This window comes from Geminicoccus harenae (genome assembly GCF_019800005.1).
GTDB classification, from domain to species: domain Bacteria; phylum Pseudomonadota; class Alphaproteobacteria; order Geminicoccales; family Geminicoccaceae; genus Geminicoccus; species Geminicoccus harenae.
In genome coordinates this window covers 14,907-33,500 of sequence record NZ_JABGCL010000014.1, presented here as the reverse complement: position 1 = coordinate 33,500, position 18,594 = coordinate 14,907, and the positions used below count along the sequence as shown (strand labels likewise).

Sequence of the window (18,594 nt, the reverse complement as noted above, 5' to 3'; positions counted from 1 at the left end):
TCCTGGTGTGCCTGGTCGTCCTGATCCTGGCCGCGGCCGGCAAGCTGCCGCTCGGGCGGAGGGGGCGGAAGTGACCAGGCCGCTGAACGCCAAGCAGCTCCGCTTCGTCGAGGAGTACCTCTGCGACCTCAACGGCACACAGGCGGCGATCCGCGCCGGCTATGCCGCCAAGTGGGCCGAATCCACTGCGAGGGACCTGCTGCAGGACCCGCGCGTCACCGCCCGCGTCACGGAGCTCCAGGAGCAGCGCTCCAAGCAGTCGGAGATCACCGCCGAGTGGATCGTAGGCCGCATCCGGGAGGTGGCCGAGCGCTGCATGCAGGCCGTGCCGGTGCGCGACCGCAAGGGCAACCCGGTCCTGGTCGATACGCCCACCGGCGAAGTCACGCCCGCCTACACGTTCGACAGTGCCGGCGCGAACAAGGCGCTGGAGCTGCTGGGCAAGTACCGCGGGATCTTCACCGAGAAGCACGTGGTGACCGGGCGCTACGTCATCGAGGGGCGGGCCGAAGCATCGGACATGGACGAGTGGCTGCGCAGCACGAGCGCGGGCTCGTAAGGGTATGGCGCCCGCACCCCGGCCCTCAGGAATGGCTGCTGTCCTGCCCGGCCTTCGAGGTGCTGTTCGGCGGGGCCCGCGGCGGCGGCAAGACCGACGGCATGCTGGGCGACTGGGCCTGCCATGCCTCGCGCTACGGCCAGCACGCGATCGGCAAGTTCTTCCGCCGCGAGCTGGAGCAGCTCAAGGAGACCATGCACCGGGCAAAGGCGCTCTACGGGCCGATCGGCGCCGTGTGGCACGAGAGCGATAAGATGTTCACCTTCCCCGACGGCGCCCGGCTCGGCTTCGCCTATCTCGACAACGACGCGGACGCCGAGAAGTACCAGGGCCACAGCTACACGCGGGTCTATGTCGAGGAGCTGCAGAACTTCCCCGACCCGCTGCCGATCGCCAAGCTGCGCGCCACGCTGCGCTCCGGTGCCGGCGTGCCCTGCCGGTTCCGGGCGACGGCCAATCCTGGCGGCCCCGGCCACCAACACGTCAAGGTCCGCTACATCGACCCAGCGCCCGGCGGCATGGTGCCGATCTACGAGCGGGACGAAGAGACCGGCATCACGCTCGACCGGATCTACATCCCGTCGAAGGTCAAGGATAACCCGTCGCTCGATGCTCGGTACATCGTCCAGCTGAAGATGCTGGGCTCGGCCGAGCTGGTCCGCGCCTGGCTGGACGGCGACTGGGACGTGATCCAGGGCGCCTTCTTCGACAACTGGCGCTCCGACCGACACATGATCAAGCCGTTCGCGATCCCGAAGCACTGGCCGCGGATCCGCGCCTTCGACTGGGGCTCGGCCAAGCCGTTCGCGGTGATCTGGGCGGCCCTGTCCGATGGCTCGATCCCGGCCATCCCGCGCGGCTGCCTGGTGGTCTACCGCGAGTGGTACGGCTGCCCGGACGGCCAGGCCAATGTCGGGATCAAGCTGAAGAACGAGCTGATCGCGCAGGGCATCGTCGCGCGCGAGGAGGGCGAGGAGATGGCGGACGCGGTCGCGGATCCGGCCATCTTCGCCGAGGAGGGCGGCCCCTCGATCGCCGAGGTCATGCACCGCGAGGGCTGCAGGTTCCGGCGTGCCGACAACAAGCGCCCGCCGGGCTGGCAGCAGATCCGCTCGCGCCTGGAGGGTGATGGCGACGGCCGGCCGATGCTGATGGTGTTCGACACCTGCCGGCACCTGATCCGCACGCTGCCAGCACTCCAGCACGACCAGCACCGGCCCGAGGACGTGGACACGGACGGCGAGGACCACGCGGCCGATGCGCTGCGCTACCTGTGCATGACCCGGCCCTACCACCGCCCGCAGCCCGTCGAGAAGCCGCGCGAGATCGACACGCGCATCCCGACCTTCAATCAGCTGCTCGAGATGCACGAAGCGCAGCGGGGGAGCCGCATATGAGCGAGGCCGAGAAGAAGCCCTCGTCCGACGAGGAGCTGCGCCGCGTCTGGATGCAGAAGATCGAGCGCGCCGACCGGGCGATGGAGCCGTGGCGCGAGCGGGCCAAGAAGGTCACCAAGCGGTTCAAGGACGAGCGGCCGAGCCAGGGCAGCACCGCGCGCCGCTATGCGCTGCTCTGGTCGAACGTCATGACGCTCGGGCCCGCCGTCTACAGCCGGCCGCCGGCGCCCGTCGTGGCCGGCCGGTGGAAGGACGGCGACCCGGTCACGCGCCTGGCCGCCGAGTGCCTGGAGCGCTGCCTCACCTATCTCGTCGAGGACACCAAGTTCGACGAGCGCCTGGTGACCGTGCGGACCGACTACCTGCTGGCGGCCCGCGGCGTCGCCTGGGTGCGCTATGTCGCTGAAGTCGAGACGGAGGAGACGCCGGCGCCCAAGGAGGGCGAGGAGCCGGCCGCACCGGTCGAGCGGCTCAAGCACGAGACGATCGAGCTGGACCACGTCGCCTTCGACGACTTCGGCCACGGGCCCGGCCGCACCTGGCAGGAGGTCGAGTTCGCCTGGCGCCGGGTTTACCTCTCGCGCGATTCGCTGGTGAAGCGGTTCGGCGAGGAGATCGGCAAGGCGGTGAAGCTCGACCAGAAGGCCGAGGGTGCCCACGAGGAGGACCCGCCCGAGAAGGCCGTGGTCTACGAGGTCTGGAACAAGGCCAAGCGCGAGGTGCTGTGGTTCGCCAAGAGCTACGACAAGGGCCCGCTCGACCGCCGGGACGACATGTACGGGCTCAAGGACTTCTGGCCGTTCCCGCTGCCGCTCTACGGCACGATCGCCAACGACAAGCTGGAGCCGGTGCCGGACTACGTCTTCTACCAGGACCAGGCCGAGGAGATCGACGAGCTGACCATGCGCATCGGCAAGCTGACCGACGCGCTCAGGATGGTCGGTGTCTATGCGGCCGATGAGAAGACCGACCTGTCCCGGATGCTGAAGCCCGGCCAGGAGAACGTGATGATCCCGGTCGATGGCTGGGTAGCGTTCAAGGAGAAGGGCGGGGTCAAGGGCCTGATCGAGTGGCTGCCGGTCGACATGGTCGTGCAGGTGCTGGAGGGCTGCTACCAGTCCCGCCGCCAGCTGATCGAGGACGTCTACCAGATCACCGGCATCTCCGACATCGTCCGGGGGGCCAGCGACCCGCGCGAGACCGCCACCGCGCAGCAGCTCAAGGGGCAGTGGGGCGCGCTGCGGATCCGCGACCGGCAGTCGGACATCCAGCGCTTTTGCCGGGACATCGTCCGGATCATGGGCGAACTGGCCGCCGAGAAGTTCGGCCAGGATACGCTGGCGGCCATGTCGGGCATGCAGTTGCCGACCAAGGCCGAGCTGGAGGCCCAGCAGCAGCAGATGATGCTGCAGGCACAGCAGGCGGCGCTGATGGCGCAGCAACAGGGGGCAGAGCCGCCGCCACCGCCTGAGCCGCCGGCGCCCCAGCCGACCTGGGAGGACGTGATCGAGCGGCTTCGGGACGATCCGGCCCGGCGGTTCTCGATGGAGATCGAGACGGACAGCACGATCGCGGCCGATGAGGACGCGGAGAAGGCGCGGCGCACCGAGTTCCTGACGGCCGTGGGCGGCATGCTGCAGCAGGGCCTGCCGGTCGTGCAGATGGCGCCCGAGGCCATGCCGATGATCGGCGAGATGCTGCTGTTCACGGCGCGCGGCTTCCGTGCCGGCCGCCAGCTCGAAGAGGCGATCGAGAAGTTCGTCCAGAGCGTCCAGGAGCGCATGGCGCAGCCGCCGGCCCCACCGCAGCCGACGCCGATCGAGCAGGCCAAGATCGAGGAGGGCCAGCAGAAGGTCCAGATCCAGGCCTTCGACGCCGAGACCAAGCGCATGAAGGTCCAGGGCGATCAGCAGATGGCCGCCAACGACCAGATCATCCAGGCGGCCGGCCACGACCTCGCCGCGCAGGAGCAGGCCTTCGGGCAGCAGGCCCAGCAGGAAGACCGCGCCATCCGGATCGATGAGGCGAATGCACGGCGCGACCTGGAAGGCCGGAAGGTCGATCTCCAAGCAATGCGAGGCTTCACAGCACAATGACCCGGACGACCTACGTCATTCGCGACGGAAAGCTTGTTGAGAAATCCTCAGTGTATTATGACAGATCAGGTCCGCGAGGGCCTGCTGTCATCACCGACACGATGGACCTCATGCACAACCCCGCAGACGGCCGGATGTACGACAGCAAACGCGCGTTTCAGCGTGCGGTGCGGGCGGCTGGCTGCGAGATCATCGGCAATGAGCGGCCAGCGCCGCGGCGGCATGAGAGTGCCCCGGGCCTGGGCCAGACGATCGCCGAGGTGGTGCGGGGAGAGCGCCGGTGAGCGGGCTGCGCGAGGCCCTGGAGGCCAGCTTCCGCGGCGAGAGCGCGCCGATCGAGGGTGAGGCCACCGAGGTCGACACCTCCATCGACGCCGGCCAGCCTGCCGACCCCACCACCGACCCAGCGCCCGCGTCCGATCGCGATGAGCGCGGCCGGTTCAAGGCCCGTGAGGCCGCCGACAAGTCCACCGCGACTGACCAGACGCCGCCCGAGGGGGCGGACGCTGGCAAGGGCGCCAGTCCGACCACCGCCAAGGCCCCGCAGCAGGAAGGCCAGCCCGCCAAGGGCAGCCCGATCGCTCCGCCCGAGGGCTGGTCGGACACCGCCAAGGTGCAGTGGAACCGCCTGCCGCGCGCCGTCCAGGAAGAGCTGGGCAAGATGCGGCAGGGCGCCGGGGACTTCGAGCCGATCCTCGCCCCGCACCGGGAGCGCTACGCCTCCTTCGGCATGAACGACCAGCAGGCCATCCAGGCGCTGCTGGCAGCCGACGAGATGCTGAACCGCGACCCGGCCGGGACGATCAAGCGGCTCGCCGAGAACTACGGCGTCAACCTCGCACAGCTGGCAGGCACGGGCGCTGCTCCAGGCTCGCAGGACGAGCCCGAGTATGTCGATCCGCAGCTCAAGGCGCTGCAGGACGAAATCGCGACCCTGAAGGGCTACTTCCAAACCCAGTCCGACGCATCGGAAGCGCAGAACCGCACGCGCATCAGCAACCAGGTGTCCGCGTTCCGCGACAGTCATGAGCACTATGACATCGTGGCCCCGCACATGGCGAAGCTGATCAGCTCGGGCGCTGCCGAGGGCCTCGACGACGCCTACGAGATGGCATGCTGGGCCAACCCTGCCGTGCGCGCCGAAATGGTGCGTGCGGAGCAGGAGGCCCAGGCCAAGCGCAAGGCAGACGAGGCGGCCGAGCGGACCAGGGCGGCGAGGCTGGCATCGGGGTCGGTCACCGGGTCGCCGGGCGGGCGTGGTGCCCCTCATGGCGATCCAAGTGCCATCCCCTTGCGCGACGTGATCTCGGCCCAGTTCGAGCAGTCGCGGGTGTGACATGACCCATGCCTTCGCCCAACCTCAGCGAAATCATCACGACCACCCTGGAGCATCGTAGCCGCAAGCTCGCGGACCAGATCTCCAAGAACAACGCCCTGCTGTTCCGCCTGAAGAAGCGGGGCACGATGAAGCCGGTCGGTGGCGGCCGGAACATCGTGCAGGAGCTCGAATACGCCGAGAACGGGACCTACAAGCGGTACTCGGGCTACGAGATCCTGAACATCTCGCCGCAGGACGTCTTCACGGCGGCCGAGTTCGAGTGGAAGCAGGCGGCCATCAGCGTCTCGATCTCCGGCCTGGAGCAGATGCAGAACCGCGGCGAGGAGCAGATGATCGATCTGCTCGAGGCCCGGATCGCGAACGCCGAGCGGAGCTTCGAGAACAACCTGGCGGCCGACTGCTATTCGGACGGCACGGCCGACGGCGGCAAGCAGATCGGTGGCCTGCAGCTCCTGGTCGCCGACGACCCGACCACCGGCACGATGGGCGGCATCAACCGCGCCAACTGGCCGTTCTGGCGCAACCAGGTGTTCGACGCGAACTCGGATGGCACGGGTGCGGTCACGCACCAGAACATCCAGGGCTACATGAACCGCCTGTACCTGAAGTGCGTGCGGCAGACCGACAAGCCCGACCTGATCATCGCCGACGACAACTACTTCACCGCCTACTGGGAAAGCCTGCAGGCGATGCAGCGGATCACGTCGGCGGAGCTGGGCGAGGCCGGCTTCCACACGCTGAAGTTCCAGGGTGCCGACGTGGTCTATGACGGCGGCCAGGGCGGCTTCTGCCCGACCGACCACATGTACTTCCTGAACACGAAGTACATCCATTTCCGGCCGCACCGGGACCGGAACATGGTGCCGCTGGGCGGCGAGCGCGCCTCCGTCAACCAGGACGCCATCGTCAAGCTGATGGCCTGGATGGGCAACATGACCATCTCCAACGCCGCCCTCCAGGGCGTGCTGAAGGCCTGAGGAGGAGACGACGATGCCCCTCAACACCACCCCGATCCTGGGCGTGAACCTCTCGGCAGTCACCGAGAAGCCGACGCACCGGCTCGGCACGGCGACACTGGCCGACGATGGCCGCAAGTGGGTCTACGCCTACTCGGCCGCGACCAGCATCACCGCCGCCCAGGCCCTCACGCTGAACAGCTCGACGTTCAACGTCAGCTCGGCCGGCTCCGGCACCTACGACAGCCCGGTGGCGGTCCCGGCCGCCCGGTACTTCTGGGCGCGCCAGACGGCTCTCTGATCCAACGGGGCGGCCTTTGCGGGTCGCCCCTCCCGCATAGGAGGGCCAGATGGCCGAAGCAGGAGTCTACCCGCGTTTCTACAAGCGGGCCGTCCAGAACAACCGCCGGACCGCGGAGGAAGGGCGCCCGATCTTCGAGGAGCGCGAGTACGTCGAGATCATCATCGCCGGCGACAAGGGCACGGTCGTGGACCGGCCGGTGCGCGATGACGACAAGCAGCGCTTCGGCGCCGAGTACCAGGCCTTCCTGCAGGGCCAGGACGCGCCGCTGGTCGGCACACCGATCGAGCAGTGGCCGCTCCTGAACAAGTCGCAGGTGGCGGAGCTGAAGGGCATCCACGTGATGACCGTGGAGGCGCTCGCCGCGCTCTCGGACAGCCAGCTGCAGAAGCTCGGGCCCGGCGGCCGGTCGCTCAAGTCCAAGGCCGAGACCTGGCTGCAGGCCGCTGCCGGCACCGCGCCGCTGGTGGAGCTCCAGGAGGAAGTCGATCGGCTCCGGGCCGACAACGACATGCTCAAGGGCCAGATCAAGGACCTCGGCAGCGTCGACCCCAAGAAGGTCGAGCAGCTGCAGGCCGAGAACCAGAGCCTGAAGGCGCAGGTCGAGAGCCTGACCGACGCGAACAAGGACCTGGAGAAGGACCTCAAGCGCGCTCAGACCAAGATCGGCCGGCTGGAGGATGATCTCGAGCAGGCGACCAAGCCGGCGCCGAACAAGAAGGCGGCCGGCTGATGACGCTGCGCTCGCTGATCCAGGAGGCCGCGGCCGTGGTCGGCCTGCCCCGCCCGGCCAACGTCTTCAGCTCCCCGGACATGGCCGTGCAGCAGTTGCTCTCGCTGGCGCAGCGGGAGCTGAAGACGCTGGCGGCCGAGCACGATTGGCCGGCCCTGGTGGGCGAGCACACGTTCACCACGGTGGCGGCAAGCGAGCAGCCGAACGGCCTGCCGCCGGACTTCGAGCGCTTCATCAACGGCACGATGTGGAACCGGACCCGCAACGTCCGGGTGAACGGGCCGATCGACAGCCAGGCCTGGCAGCGCGCGCAGATCGAGCCGGGCATCCTGATCTCCTCGCTGGCGTGGCGGCTGCGCGGGGCCAAGCTGCACCTGCTGCCGGTGCCGCCGGCCGGCGAGACGATCGCGTTCGAGTTCGTGTCCAGGCGGCTCGTTCAGGCCGGCGGCTTCAAGCGCTGGGTGTTCGAGGCCGACGACGACGAGTGCCTGCTGGACGAGAACCTGATCACGCTCGGCGCCGTCTGGCGGTTCAAGGCGGCCAAGGGCCTCGACTATGCCGAGGACCTGGACAACTACGAGCGCGCCAAGGCGCAGGCGATCGGCCAGACCGGCGGCGCTCCGGTGCTCCGGACCGACTGCGCGACGCTGACCGGGCCGTCCGATCCGCAGATCCCCGAGGGCAGCTGGGGGGCGGCGTGAGGCAGGCACTCCGCCGCAACGCTGCCCGGCAGGCCGTGTCCATCCCGGACACGATCCCGGCACCCGTCGGCGGGCTGGACACGCAGTCGCCGCTGGCGGCCATGCCGCCGGAGAGCGCGATCCTCCTGGAGAACTGCATCCCGCGGCCGGGCTATGTCGAGCTGCGCCGGGGCTTCCGGCCGTTCGCCACCGGCCTCCTGCAGCCGGTGCAGACGCTGATGAGCTGGCGCGGCCCCACCAGCGCCAAGCTCCTCGCCGCGGCCGGAACCAACATCTTCGACGCGACCGCCGGCGGCATCATGGACACGCCGCTGGCCACCGGCTTCACCTCGGCGCGCTGGAACTATGTGAACGTCGCGAATGCGGCGTCCGACCACTACATCGTGGCGGTCAACGGCCAGGACAGCCCCAGGCTGTTCAACGGCACGGCGTTCTCGACCGCCACCTTCACCGGCACCGGCATCGACCCGTCCAAGTGGATCGACGTCACCTCGATCCACAACCGGCTCTGGTTCATCGAGCGCGACAGCATGCGGGCCTGGTACCTGCAGCCGCTGGCGATCCAGGGTGCCGCCGCGGCCTTCCCGCTGGACGAGGTCTTCACCAAGGGCGGCTCGCTGCTGGCGGTCGGCACCTGGTCGTCGGCGGCCGGCCTGTCGATGGCGGCGCGCCTCGTGTTCGTCACCACCGAGGGCGAGATCGCGGTCTATGAGGGCATCGATCCTTCTGATGCCGAGCTGTTCACCCTGGTGGGCGTCTACCAGGTGGACACGCCGATCGGCCGGCGTTGCCTGGTCAAGAATGGTTCGGATCTGGGCGTCTTGACCTCGGGCGGGCTGGTCCCGCTCTCGCAGGTCCTCTCGCTCGATCGCGCGGCGCAGCGCCGGGTGGCCTTCACGCAGAACGTGGCCACGCTCTTCCAGGAGCTGGCGGCCCTCTACGGCTCCATCCCGGGCTGGCAGACGCTGGCCTGGGCACGCGGGCAGCTGGTGCTGGTCAACGTGCCTCAGGTGACCGATGGGCGGGCGCTGCAGCTCGTGATGGACACGGTCACCGGGTCGTGGGCTCGCTGGAACGGGCAGCCGGCGTGCTGCTGGGCCTCGTTCAACGAACGGCTGTTCTTCGGCACGTCGGCCGGGACGGTGATGGAGGCGAACGTCGGGCGCTCCGACGACACGGCCCCGATCGTCTACGACATCCAGCCGGCCTTCAACTACTTCGGCCGGCGCGGCCAGCAGAAGCGCTTCACCATGATCCGGCCGGTGCTGCGGTCCAGCCAGCCGATCAACGTGTCCGTGGAGATGCTGACCGACTTCGAGGTCCGCGTCCCGGTCGCGATCCCGACCGTCGTCGACAACGCGCAGTCCGCGTGGGGGGTGGCGAAGTGGGGCATGGGCAAGTGGGCCGGCAGCCGCCGGGCGCGCAACGAATGGACGGGCGCCAACGGCCTCGGGGTCTGCGGCACGCCCAGGATGCGGATCTCGACCTTCGGGGCGAACGGCAAGGGCACGATCGAGCTGGTCGGGGTCGACGTCCTCTACGAGGTGGGGGGCGGCCTGTGAGGATCGTGGTCACCCCGCAGGACAAGATCGGCCAGTGGATCGCCGAGCGCCTGCCCGAGCTTCGGGACGAGGTCGAAGGCGGCAAGTTCGCTGCGTTCGGTGTGGTGGACCGGACCGGCCGGATGCTCGGCGCCGCGCTCTACTACCGCTGGTTCGAGCCCGGCCGGTCGATCGAGCTGACCTGGGCGGCCGACAGCCCGCGCTGGCTCTCCTACCAGATCATCCGCGCGATCCTGGCCTATGCCTTCGTGACCATGGGGTGCCGCCGGATCGACGGGTGGGTGCTCACGTCCAACCAGCGATCGCTGCGGCTCGCGAAGGGCCTGGGCTTCCAGATCGAGGGGCTCCGCCGCCGCACGCGCGGCGATGAGGACGCCTACCTGCTCGGCCTTCTCGACGATGAATGGCGGGTTGGCCGCTTCGGCCCGGTTGGAAGGAGCGCCGCATGACCAAGCTCATTGGCAGCATCTTCGGCAGCGAGAAGGCGCCCAAGGCGCCATCCACCGCCGAGACGATGGATCTGGTCAAGCAGCAGGGCGTCGAGAACCGGAACACCGCCAAGCTCAACCAGCGCATGAACATGGTGAACCGATCCGGGCCATTCGGCTCGGTGACGTACACCGCTGGTCCGAACGATCGCTGGTCGCAGAACGTCGGGTTCGACCCGGTCATCCAGTCGATGGTCGATCGGTCGGTGGCGGGCTCGAACCTGAGCACGGCCGGGCTGCCGGCGCTGAACCTGCCGGGCATCCAGAACACCAGCGATGTCGAGGACGCGCTCTACCGCCGCGGCCTGTCCCGCCTGGAGCCGGAGCTCGATCGCAACCGCAACCGCACTGATTCCATGCTGGCCGCCCGGGGCATCACCAGCGGCTCGGCAGCCTCGACTAAGGCCTATGACGACCTGGCTCGGCGCGAGACGGACGCGCTCGGTAGCCTGCGGGACAGCGCGATCCTGGGTGCTGGGCAGGAGCAGTCGCGGCTCTACGGCCTGGCGGCGGACCGCGCGGGCAGGGCGGCGGCCAATCGGGGGCAGCTGTTCGGCGAGAACCTGACGCTGGCGCAGCTCCCGTTGCAGACAGCCGGTGGCCTGATCGGGCTGGGCAACGCGCTGATGAACGGCTCGCAGCCGGCGCAGGTCGGTGTGGCCGGCACCGATCTCGTGGGCGCGCAGCAGAACGCCTACCAGAACCGCCTCGCTGCCTCGCAGGTGAACGCCAACAACGACCAGCAGATGTGGGGGAACATCGCGCAGATCGGCTCGGCGGCCATCATGTCGGATGCCACGGTGAAGACCGACAAGCGGCCGGTGGACGTGGCGGCGATCCTGGCAGCGGTCAGCGGCTTGCCGGTCGAGCGGTGGCGATACCTGCCGGGCGTCGCCGACGGCGGCGAGCACATCGGGCCTTACGCCCAGGACGTGCAGGCGGCCTTCGGGGTGGGCGACGGCAAGACGCTCTCCCCGGTCGACCTGTTCGGCATCCTCTTCGCGTCGGTCCAGGCGCTGACGGCAGAGGTCGCGGCTCTGAAGGCCGAGCGGGAGGCGCGCTGATGGCCTCCACCTACATCCCGGCCACCGTCCAGAAGGCGCGGCGTGATTCCGAGCTGCAAGACGCCCTGCTCGCCAGAATGGTGCAGCAGCCGATGCGGCACACCGGCCCGGGGACGGCCATCGCGCAGATCGCCGCGAGCTACTTCCTGAAGAACCGTGCGGACAAGGCCAGCACCGCCTTGGAGCAGGCCGAGGGCAAGGCCGCCGCTGATCGGACCGCGGCGCTCAGCCGGGCGTTCGGTGGCGGCGATCCGGTGGTGGATGCCATGGCCGGGCGGCAGGGCGGCCCCCAGCCGCTGTTCCCGGGCCAGGGTGGCAGCGGCGGCCCGCCGGCAGCCGGCGGCGGCATGGACCCGGTCGTGGCAGCACTACTGAACGACCCGCAGACGGCCGACATGGGCCAGGAGCTGGCGGTGGCTGGCCTGAAGGCGAGGGCGGAGCAGGCCGGCAAGGCGCCGACCACCCGGACCTTTAAGCGCGATGGGGCGGACGTCACGCAGGAGTTCGACCCGGCAACGCGGCAGTGGACGGAGATCGGGACCAGCGCTCCGGACTGGCAGAACCCGGCCTACGTGCAGACGCAGAAGGACATCCGCGCCGCTGGGCGGCCGAACGTCAACGTCAGCCCGAATATCAACATGCCGTCCACTGCCCAGGCCACGCGAGTGCAGCAGTGGTTCGGCGACCAGTTCGCCAGCATCCAGGAAGGCGCCCAGGCGGCGGACCGCGAGATCGCGAACCTGGAGCAGATGGACCGGCTCCTGGAGAACATCGAGACCGGCGCCATGACGCCGATGCAGCTGGCCGGCTCGCGCGCCCTGGAAAGCATCGGCATCGACACGGCGCAGCTCGGCTGGGGCGAGGGCAACATCGGTGCCGCCGAGGCGGCCCAGGCGCTCGCCAACCAGATGGCGCTTCAGGCCCGCGACCCGAGCAGCGGCCAGGGCATGCCGGGTGCGATGTCGGATGCCGACCGAGTGTTTCTGACGCAGATCAACCCGGGCCTCGCGACCACCCGGACCGGCCGCAAGCTGATGATCGACTTCCGCAAGCGCCAGGCCGAGCGGAAGCGCTACATCGCACAGCAGGCCCGGGCCTACGGCGAGCAGAAGGGCGGCCTGGATAGCGAGTTCTTCTCGCAGATGCAGGCCTATGCGGACGCGAACCCGCTGGCCCCGCCGACGCTGACCGATCCGGCCCAGGCAGCCGATCTGCCGAGCGGCACGGCCTTCATCGCGATGAATCCTGATGGCTCCTACGAAGTCCGGGTGAAGCGCTGATGGCCGGCTGGGACGACGTCTCCACCCTGGCCGATGCACCGGCCGCGCCGCGGACGCCGCCGCCGGTGGCGCCAGCTCGTCGTGGCGGGGCTGCGGTCCCCGGCAACATCGACCTCGGCAATCGGCCGGTGGTCCGCAACGATGACGGCTCGATCAGCACCGTCCGATCCATCTCGGTGAACGTGGATGGGCGTGAGGTCCTGATCCCGACCGTGTCGGACGACGGCCGGATCATGACGGACGATGAGGCCGTGCAGGCCTACATGCGGACCGGCCGCCACCTCGGAATGTTCGACACGCCCGAGGCCGCCAGCGCCTATGCCGAGCAGCTGCACAACGATCAGGCGCAGCAGTACCTGCCGCAAGCTTCCCCGCCGCCGGCTCCGACGCAGCGTCCCGACTGGCGGATGCCGGCGCTCACGGCCCCGATGCCGCCCCGCTTCCAGGGGCTGCCCCAAGGAGCCGCACAGCCTCAGACGGCTGCCCCGGCTCCTGCCCCCGCGCCGGCCCCCACGGCACAGGAGAACCCTTGGGACGCGATCTCGGACGCTGCCGAAGCCCCGCCGCCGGCGCCCCGCCGCGAACAGCCTGGTTTCATCGACCGCGCGATCAACTATGTGACCGGCGCCGACGAGAAGGAGGACCTGCCCGAGTTCCTGACCGCGCTGAAGCCGTCCGAGGCCGGCCAGGAGGGCAAGGCGACCGCGGCGCAGATCGATGCGGTGAAGAACGCGATCCTGACGACGCCGGACACGAAGGCGCGGCTGGACATCATCCGCAAGAGCCTACCGGGCGTGGAGGTCGACCAGGATCGCTACGGCAACCCGGTGATCCGCTACCAGGGCCAGCGCTACTACCTGAACCGGCCGGGCCCGTCGCAGATGGACCTGATCGACACGACGGCCGAGGTGACCAAGTACCTGCCGGCCGGGCGGCTGGCGGGTGCCGGGCGGAACATCCTGACCAGGATCGGCCTGGGCGGCCTTGGGGCGGGCGCGACTTCGGTGGCCGAAGATGTCGCCGCTATGCCGCAAGGCTCCGAGCGCGGGATTGATCCTGTCCGTGCTGGCCTGGCGACCGCTGGCGGTGCCGGCGGCGAACTGCTGGGCGCCGGGTTGCAGCGCCTGGCGAAGTGGTGGCGCCCGGGCCTGGTCGAGCCGGACGGCACGCTCAACGCCAAGGGCCGCGAGGCGGTGCAGCGCGCCGGCGTCGACCCGGACACGATCTCGCCCGAGGTCGCCAAGCAGCTAAACGACCTGCTGGGTAAGGCAGACGCCGCGGCCCTGGCCGATGCCGGCGTGGCGACGCAGGGCGTGAACCGGGCCAAGGCCGGTCGCTTCGAGGTGCCGCTGACCCGTGGCCAGGCGACCGGCCGCGCCGACTATCTGGCCGACGAAGAGGCGATGCGCTCGGGCGCCCGCGGCGGCAACGCCGCCTACGACACCTTGAGCCGCTTCGACCAGCGGCAGGCAGAGGCGCTGAAGGACGCCTCGCGCAAGCTCGGCACCGAGTTCGGCGGCGGCCGGCCGATGCCGCAGACCACGCAGGACGTCGGCGAGCTGGTGGCGCAAGGCGTGCGCGGCCGGGCCTCCGACGCCGACGATGCCGTCCGGGCCGCCTATCGCAACGTCGACATGAAGGGCACTCGGTTCGATGCCGGATCGGCCGGCCAGTTCATGCGCGACACGGTCCGCCGCATCCGCGCCGACGAGGTGGTGGACAGCCAGCTGACCCCGCACACCGCGAGCGTGCTGGGGGAGATGAACCGGATGGCCAAGGCGGCCGAGAAGGCCGTCGATCTGCGCGCCAACCCGACGATCTCGCTGAAGCAGGCCGAGACCTTCCGGCGCCGCCTGGCGCTGCGGATCGAGAAGACCAAGGCCGACCCGCAGTTGCGCTCGGACAATCGGCTCCTGAACAGCATCCGGGCCGACCTGGACGCCTGGCTGGACGATGCGATCGATACCGCCCTCCTGAAGGGCGACGACAATGCCATGGACTTCCTCAAGGAGGCCCGGGCGCTGCGGCGCTCCTATGGCGACAAGTTCGAGATCCGGCCGAAGGACGCCGACGCTGGCAAGGTGATGCAGCGCATCCTCTCGACCGACACGACGAACCAGGAGGTCGCGAACTGGCTCTACGGGGCTGGGGAGCTCGGCTCCTCCACCTCGAGCAAGCGCGTGCTCGAGCGCATGGGCAAGGCGCTTGGCGAGGACAGCCAGGAGTGGGCCGCGATCAAGCAGGGCGCCTGGGTCCGGATGATCTGGGGCAACAAGGCCCAGAGCCTGGGCGAGATGCCCAAGGACACGATCATCAACCGGATCAACAACGCCCTGAACGGGCGCGGCAAGGAGATCACCGAGCGGCTGTTCACGCCGGCCGAGCGGGCGGCGATCGCCGAATTTCGGGACGTCCTGAAGCTGACCACCACGCCGCGCCGGCTCACCAACCCGAGCGGCTCCGGTGCCTATGTGGAGCGGGCGATGCGGCAGATGACCAGCCGGATGGCCAGCGCGACGCTGGGCGCCACCGTCGGCCCTGGTGCTGGACTGGCCATGGAGGCCGGGCAGGCCGTGGCGGCGGGCAGTGCCGGCAGGCGGGCGGCCAAGGCTGCGGTGGGGGAATGGGCGGTCCGGCCGACGCCGCTGCCGGTGATCGGCGCTAGCGGTGCAGCCGCAGCTTCGTCGGGGCAGGATAGATGACCGGCATCCGGCTCTCCCGCCACCTGGCCACCAGGAACATCGCGCCGCCGAGTGCCGCGATGATCGGGATGCCCCACCAGCCGAAGATGGCCAGCAGACCGAACGACAAGGCCCAGCCGATTGCCCGGGCGACGTTCTTCGACATCCAGTCCTCGCAGCAGTTCAGGAGCCGCCATTATGCCACGTAACGGTGCTGGCGGCTATGAGCCGCCCAGCAACAGCTGGAACCCGGCAGTCGAGCTGACCGACATCGACCCTGCCGACTTCAACGAACTGCTGCAGGACCTGATCCAGGCGATCTCGCAAAGCCTGGCGGCCGACGGCCAGACGCCGGCCACGGCACGGATCGCGTTCGCGCTCGGCATAGCACTCTCGGCCGGGTCGACCGGCAACACGGCGATCCAGCGCACCGGCTACCCGGACACCGGCATCACCTTCCCGGACGAGGATGGCATGGCCCTGGTCGCCGGGGCTGTGGAGATGCTGCGTGCGGTACCGTACGGGCTCCTGATCGGCGCCGGGAACACCGCCCAGCGCCCCAGCGCCGGCAGTGGCCGGGCCGCGCGCACCATCCGCTACAACAGCGACCTGGAGCGCCTGGAAGGCGGCGAGAACGGCACCTGGAGCGTGCTGGGCGCACCCACGGGCACGATGTGCGCGTTCGCCGGCACGTCGCCGCCGGATGGCTGGCTGTGGTGCTCCGGTGCCGCGGTGAGCCGCTCGACCTATGCCCGGCTGTTCAACGCCATCACGGTCACCCATGCGGCAGCCCAGCGGGTCTCGGGCTCGCCCAACGTCGGCGGGCTGACCAGCACCGGCTTCATGCAGCCCGGCATGCCGCTCAGCGGGCCGGGCATCCCGAGCGGGGCGACCGTCTCCAGCGTGCTGAGCGGCACCAGCATCCAGATGAGCGCCAACGCGACCAGCAGCGGCACGGGCACGCTCGTGACCGCCCCTTGGGGCGTGGGCGACGGCTCGTCGACCTTCAACCTGCCAGACCTGCGCGGCTTCAGCTCGGTCGGCCGCACCGACATGACCGCGTCTACCGGCCGCTCGATCTTCGCCGGCACCGCCAGCGTCCTGAACGGCCAGCGGCCGGGCGCCACCGGCCTCGGCATGGCCGTGACCAACTTCATCATCCGCACCTGAGGAGAGCACGATGGCGCGCCCCGGCAACCGCGAGAGCCCCGACAGCACCAGCCCCCGCTGGCGGCCGATCGTGCCGCACGACGACAACCTCCTGCAGGACGGCGAGACGCGCGCGATCTACGTGGGCTCCACCGGCGACGTGGTGGCGATCGACGAGCGCGGCGTCGAGGTCACCTTCAAGAACGCCCAGGCCGGTTCCAGCCTGCCGATCCGGACGGCCCGGGTGAAGGCCACCGGCACCACGGCGGGCTTCCTGGTCGGGCTCTTCTGAGATGCTGGGTCTCGCCGTCAGCCTGCCGGTCATGCGCCTGGCCAAGCGGGTTCCGCCCCGGGTGGAGGCGGAGTTCGTCGGCACACCGGTGACCGGCGAGGCCCCGCTCGAGGTGGCCTTCACCAACCTGTCGAGCGGCCAGCCGACGACGTGGTCCTGGTCGTTCGGGGATGGCGGGACGTCCGATCAGCAGCACCCGGTGCACACCTACGCGGAGCCTGGGGCCTATACCGTCTCGGTCACGGTGTCGGGCACGCTCGGCGCCTCGAACATGACCAAGCCGGCCTATGTGGTGGTGGTCAAGCCTCCGCCCCCGCCGCCGCCGGCCGCCGAGTTCCTGGCGCATCCGGCGTCCGGAGAATGGCCGCACGAGGTCGCCTTCACCGACCTCTCGACGGGAGAGCCCACGTCCTGGGCCTGGGACTTCGGGGACGGGGGCACCAGCACCCTGCAGAGCCCCGTGCACGAGTACACGGTGGCCGGTCTCTACACGGTCAGGCTGACCGCCACCAACGACCATGGCTCGGACACCGAGACCAAGGCCGACATCATCCTGATCACCGACCCGCCGCTACCGGCAACGCCGCCGGTGGCAGGGTTCATCGGCTCGCCACGGTCCGGCCACCGGCCGCTCGTGGTGCAGTTCACCGACGCCTCGACGAACACGCCGACCGCGTGGGCCTGGGACTTCGGTGACGGCGGCAGCAGCTCGGCGCAGAGCCCGGAGCACACCTACACCGCGGCTGGCACCTACACGGTCGAGCTGACGGCGACGAACGCCGACGGCAGCGATACCGAGACCAAGATCGGCTACGTGGTGGTGACCGATCCTCCGCTGGTGCCGCCGGTGGCCGACTTCATCGGCAACCCGCGCCAGGGCAACGCGCCGCTCACGGTGGTCTTCGCCGACGCTTCGTCGCGCGGCCCGACCGCCTGGAGCTGGGCGTTCGGGGACGGGGCGACCAGCAGCGACCAGAACCCGACCCACACCTACGCTGAGCCTGGCGACTACTCGGTGGCCCTGATCGCCACCAATGCCGACGGCGCCGATGCCGCGGTGAAGCCCGGCTACATCACCGTGCTGGAGCCCCTGGCCCCGGCCACCGCCCTGCTGGACGAAAACGCGCAGCCGATCCTCGACGAGGCGGGGCTGCCCATCCTGGATGAGAGCTGATGCCTAAGTTCGGCGGATACACCGAAGCCGGGACGCTCGACGGCTCGGAAGTCCTGGTGGTCAAGAAGGGGACGGATACCCGGCGGACCACGGCGGGCGATGTCGCCGGGCTGGTGACCCTGCCGGAGCAGCACTTCGACGCTGCCGACCCGACGGGCGACGACGGCACGGACGGCGACACCTGGACGAACACGACCAGCGGCGACGTGTTCAAGAAGGAGGCCGGGGAGTGGAGCCTGAAGTGGAACGCCAAGGGGCCGCCGGGCGATGACGGCCAGGACGGCGACGATAGCACCGTTGCAGGCCCGCCCGGGCCACCCGGCGCGCTGTTCCTGGGCGTGACGCGCTGGGAGAACGACGACACCCGAATCGGCGCCGACTTCAGCAAGCCCGGCCTCTACACACTCTCTCGGCTGGCCGATCCAGAGGCCGACCCGCCGGTCACCGCGAAATGGGACTTCCTGCGCTCCACCCCGCCGGCCATCCCCTACCGCGATACGCTCACGACCGACACGGTGGTGGAGGTCACCTCCGCCGACCTGTGGCGGGTCCTGTTCATCTACGGCGCACCGGCGAACAACGCCGAGGTCACGGTGAACATCCCGCGGGACATCTGGATGGGCCCGGACCTGGCCCCGCTCTGGATCCAGATCGGCACCAACAACCCGGTCAAGTTCGTGGCAACCGCGCCGGAGGGCCAGACGGTCAACTTCCGCAACCCGGCCAATGGCCAGACCTCCAACACGTTCACCATCGCCGCCGGCAACCGGTGGAAGTGGGTGAACATCCTGACCCTCGGCAACGTGCATCGGGTGCTCTGAG

19 protein-coding genes are annotated in these 18,594 nt (G+C 69.7%); 18 read left to right on the top strand and 1 reads right to left on the bottom strand.

Annotated elements, in window-relative coordinates; all coding sequences use genetic code 11:
* The first annotated feature begins 70 nt into the window (after window positions 1-70).
* The 14 genes from HLA95_RS14540 (at window position 71) to HLA95_RS14475 (ending at window position 15,178) form a co-directional block, all read left to right on the top strand.
* Window positions 71-559 carry a terminase small subunit gene (locus tag HLA95_RS14540; RefSeq protein ID WP_191057798.1) on the top strand — a complete coding sequence of 163 codons (489 nt, stop codon included), beginning with the start codon at window positions 71-73 and terminating at the stop codon, window positions 557-559.
* The gene (locus tag HLA95_RS14535) at window positions 529-1,956 is read left to right on the top strand and encodes a terminase large subunit domain-containing protein (protein ID WP_191057799.1); all 1,428 of its coding nucleotides are present in this window, start codon (window positions 529-531) and stop codon (window positions 1,954-1,956) included. Before HLA95_RS14540 ends, HLA95_RS14535 begins: the two co-directional genes overlap by 31 nt.
* On the top strand, window positions 1,953-4,052 hold the full coding sequence (locus tag HLA95_RS14530; protein WP_191057800.1) for a hypothetical protein: 2,100 nt from the start codon (window positions 1,953-1,955) through the stop codon (window positions 4,050-4,052). The genes HLA95_RS14535 and HLA95_RS14530 overlap by 4 nt, the downstream gene beginning before the upstream one ends.
* Before the next feature lie 110 nt (window positions 4,053-4,162).
* Window positions 4,163-4,336 carry a hypothetical protein gene (locus HLA95_RS14525; RefSeq protein WP_191057801.1) on the top strand — a complete coding sequence of 58 codons (174 nt, stop codon included), beginning with the start codon at window positions 4,163-4,165 and terminating at the stop codon, window positions 4,334-4,336.
* On the top strand, window positions 4,333-5,388 hold the full coding sequence (locus HLA95_RS14520; RefSeq protein ID WP_191057802.1) for a hypothetical protein: 1,056 nt from the start codon (window positions 4,333-4,335) through the stop codon (window positions 5,386-5,388). The genes HLA95_RS14525 and HLA95_RS14520 overlap by 4 nt, the downstream gene beginning before the upstream one ends.
* 8 nt (window positions 5,389-5,396) lie before the next feature.
* A complete protein-coding gene (locus tag HLA95_RS14515; protein WP_191057803.1) occupies window positions 5,397-6,368 on the top strand; it encodes a phage major capsid protein in 972 nt (323 codons plus the stop codon).
* Between the two features lie 13 nt (window positions 6,369-6,381).
* On the top strand, window positions 6,382-6,648 hold the full coding sequence (locus tag HLA95_RS14510; protein ID WP_191057804.1) for a hypothetical protein: 267 nt from the start codon (window positions 6,382-6,384) through the stop codon (window positions 6,646-6,648).
* A gap of 49 nt (window positions 6,649-6,697) precedes the next feature.
* Window positions 6,698-7,381 carry a hypothetical protein gene (locus tag HLA95_RS14505; protein WP_191057805.1) on the top strand — a complete coding sequence of 228 codons (684 nt, stop codon included), beginning with the start codon at window positions 6,698-6,700 and terminating at the stop codon, window positions 7,379-7,381.
* A complete protein-coding gene (locus tag HLA95_RS14500) occupies window positions 7,381-8,082 on the top strand; it encodes a hypothetical protein (protein ID WP_191057806.1) in 702 nt (233 codons plus the stop codon). The genes HLA95_RS14505 and HLA95_RS14500 overlap by 1 nt, the downstream gene beginning before the upstream one ends.
* The gene (locus HLA95_RS14495; protein ID WP_191057807.1) at window positions 8,079-9,644 is read left to right on the top strand and encodes a hypothetical protein; all 1,566 of its coding nucleotides are present in this window, start codon (window positions 8,079-8,081) and stop codon (window positions 9,642-9,644) included. The genes HLA95_RS14500 and HLA95_RS14495 overlap by 4 nt, the downstream gene beginning before the upstream one ends.
* Window positions 9,641-10,093 carry a GNAT family N-acetyltransferase gene (locus HLA95_RS14490; protein ID WP_191057808.1) on the top strand — a complete coding sequence of 151 codons (453 nt, stop codon included), beginning with the start codon at window positions 9,641-9,643 and terminating at the stop codon, window positions 10,091-10,093. Before HLA95_RS14495 ends, HLA95_RS14490 begins: the two co-directional genes overlap by 4 nt.
* Window positions 10,090-11,196: a tail fiber domain-containing protein gene (locus tag HLA95_RS14485; protein WP_191057809.1), complete on the top strand. Its 1,107-nt coding sequence runs from the start codon at window positions 10,090-10,092 to the stop codon at window positions 11,194-11,196. The genes HLA95_RS14490 and HLA95_RS14485 overlap by 4 nt, the downstream gene beginning before the upstream one ends.
* Window positions 11,196-12,476: a hypothetical protein gene (locus tag HLA95_RS14480; protein ID WP_222183695.1), complete on the top strand. Its 1,281-nt coding sequence runs from the start codon at window positions 11,196-11,198 to the stop codon at window positions 12,474-12,476. The genes HLA95_RS14485 and HLA95_RS14480 overlap by 1 nt, the downstream gene beginning before the upstream one ends.
* Window positions 12,476-15,178: a hypothetical protein gene (locus HLA95_RS14475; RefSeq protein ID WP_222183693.1), complete on the top strand. Its 2,703-nt coding sequence runs from the start codon at window positions 12,476-12,478 to the stop codon at window positions 15,176-15,178. The genes HLA95_RS14480 and HLA95_RS14475 overlap by 1 nt, the downstream gene beginning before the upstream one ends.
* On the opposite strand, the gene HLA95_RS14470 is transcribed toward HLA95_RS14475, so the two are convergent.
* Window positions 15,138-15,323, bottom strand: coding sequence for a hypothetical protein (locus HLA95_RS14470; RefSeq protein ID WP_191057843.1), 186 nt, complete (start codon window positions 15,321-15,323; stop codon window positions 15,138-15,140). The two genes, HLA95_RS14475 and HLA95_RS14470, sit on opposite strands and share 41 nt — an antisense overlap.
* Before the next feature lie 32 nt (window positions 15,324-15,355).
* Here HLA95_RS14470 and HLA95_RS14465 point away from each other — a divergent pair, with 32 nt between their 5' ends.
* The 4 genes from HLA95_RS14465 to HLA95_RS14450 are packed head-to-tail and all read left to right on the top strand — an operon-like array spanning window position 15,356 to window position 18,593.
* Window positions 15,356-16,327 carry a phage tail protein gene (locus HLA95_RS14465; protein WP_191057844.1) on the top strand — a complete coding sequence of 324 codons (972 nt, stop codon included), beginning with the start codon at window positions 15,356-15,358 and terminating at the stop codon, window positions 16,325-16,327.
* A gap of 10 nt (window positions 16,328-16,337) precedes the next feature.
* Entirely contained in the window at window positions 16,338-16,598 is a 261-nt protein-coding gene (locus HLA95_RS14460) for a spike base protein, RCAP_Rcc01079 family (protein WP_191057845.1), read from the top strand.
* 1 nt (window position 16,599) lies between these two features.
* On the top strand, window positions 16,600-17,772 hold the full coding sequence (locus HLA95_RS14455; protein WP_191057846.1) for a PKD domain-containing protein: 1,173 nt from the start codon (window positions 16,600-16,602) through the stop codon (window positions 17,770-17,772).
* Window positions 17,772-18,593, top strand: a complete 822-nt coding sequence (locus HLA95_RS14450; RefSeq protein WP_191057847.1) for a hypothetical protein — start codon at window positions 17,772-17,774, stop codon at window positions 18,591-18,593. The genes HLA95_RS14455 and HLA95_RS14450 overlap by 1 nt, the downstream gene beginning before the upstream one ends.
* Window position 18,594: the final 1 nt, after the last annotated feature.

What these genes read in the sequence shown, in the direction of transcription:
- HLA95_RS14500 (WP_191057806.1), top strand. Translation starts at nt 7,381, where the DNA reads ATGACGCTGCGCTCGCTGATCCAGGAGGCCGCGGCCGTGGTCGGCCTG.
- HLA95_RS14455 (WP_191057846.1), top strand. Translation starts at nt 16,600, where the DNA reads ATGCTGGGTCTCGCCGTCAGCCTGCCGGTCATGCGCCTGGCCAAGCGG.
- HLA95_RS14505 (WP_191057805.1), top strand. Translation starts at nt 6,698, where the DNA reads ATGGCCGAAGCAGGAGTCTACCCGCGTTTCTACAAGCGGGCCGTCCAG.
- HLA95_RS14485 (WP_191057809.1), top strand. Translation starts at nt 10,090, where the DNA reads ATGACCAAGCTCATTGGCAGCATCTTCGGCAGCGAGAAGGCGCCCAAG.
- HLA95_RS14510 (WP_191057804.1), top strand. Translation starts at nt 6,382, where the DNA reads ATGCCCCTCAACACCACCCCGATCCTGGGCGTGAACCTCTCGGCAGTC.
- HLA95_RS14530 (WP_191057800.1), top strand. Translation starts at nt 1,953, where the DNA reads ATGAGCGAGGCCGAGAAGAAGCCCTCGTCCGACGAGGAGCTGCGCCGC.
- HLA95_RS14480 (WP_222183695.1), top strand. Translation starts at nt 11,196, where the DNA reads ATGGCCTCCACCTACATCCCGGCCACCGTCCAGAAGGCGCGGCGTGAT.
- HLA95_RS14515 (WP_191057803.1), top strand. Translation starts at nt 5,397, where the DNA reads ATGCCTTCGCCCAACCTCAGCGAAATCATCACGACCACCCTGGAGCAT.
- HLA95_RS14465 (WP_191057844.1), top strand. Translation starts at nt 15,356, where the DNA reads ATGCCACGTAACGGTGCTGGCGGCTATGAGCCGCCCAGCAACAGCTGG.
- HLA95_RS14475 (WP_222183693.1), top strand. Translation starts at nt 12,476, where the DNA reads ATGGCCGGCTGGGACGACGTCTCCACCCTGGCCGATGCACCGGCCGCG.
- HLA95_RS14525 (WP_191057801.1), top strand. Translation starts at nt 4,163, where the DNA reads ATGCACAACCCCGCAGACGGCCGGATGTACGACAGCAAACGCGCGTTT.
- HLA95_RS14470 (WP_191057843.1), bottom strand. Translation starts at nt 15,323, where the DNA reads ATGTCGAAGAACGTCGCCCGGGCAATCGGCTGGGCCTTGTCGTTCGGT.
- HLA95_RS14450 (WP_191057847.1), top strand. Translation starts at nt 17,772, where the DNA reads ATGCCTAAGTTCGGCGGATACACCGAAGCCGGGACGCTCGACGGCTCG.
- HLA95_RS14460 (WP_191057845.1), top strand. Translation starts at nt 16,338, where the DNA reads ATGGCGCGCCCCGGCAACCGCGAGAGCCCCGACAGCACCAGCCCCCGC.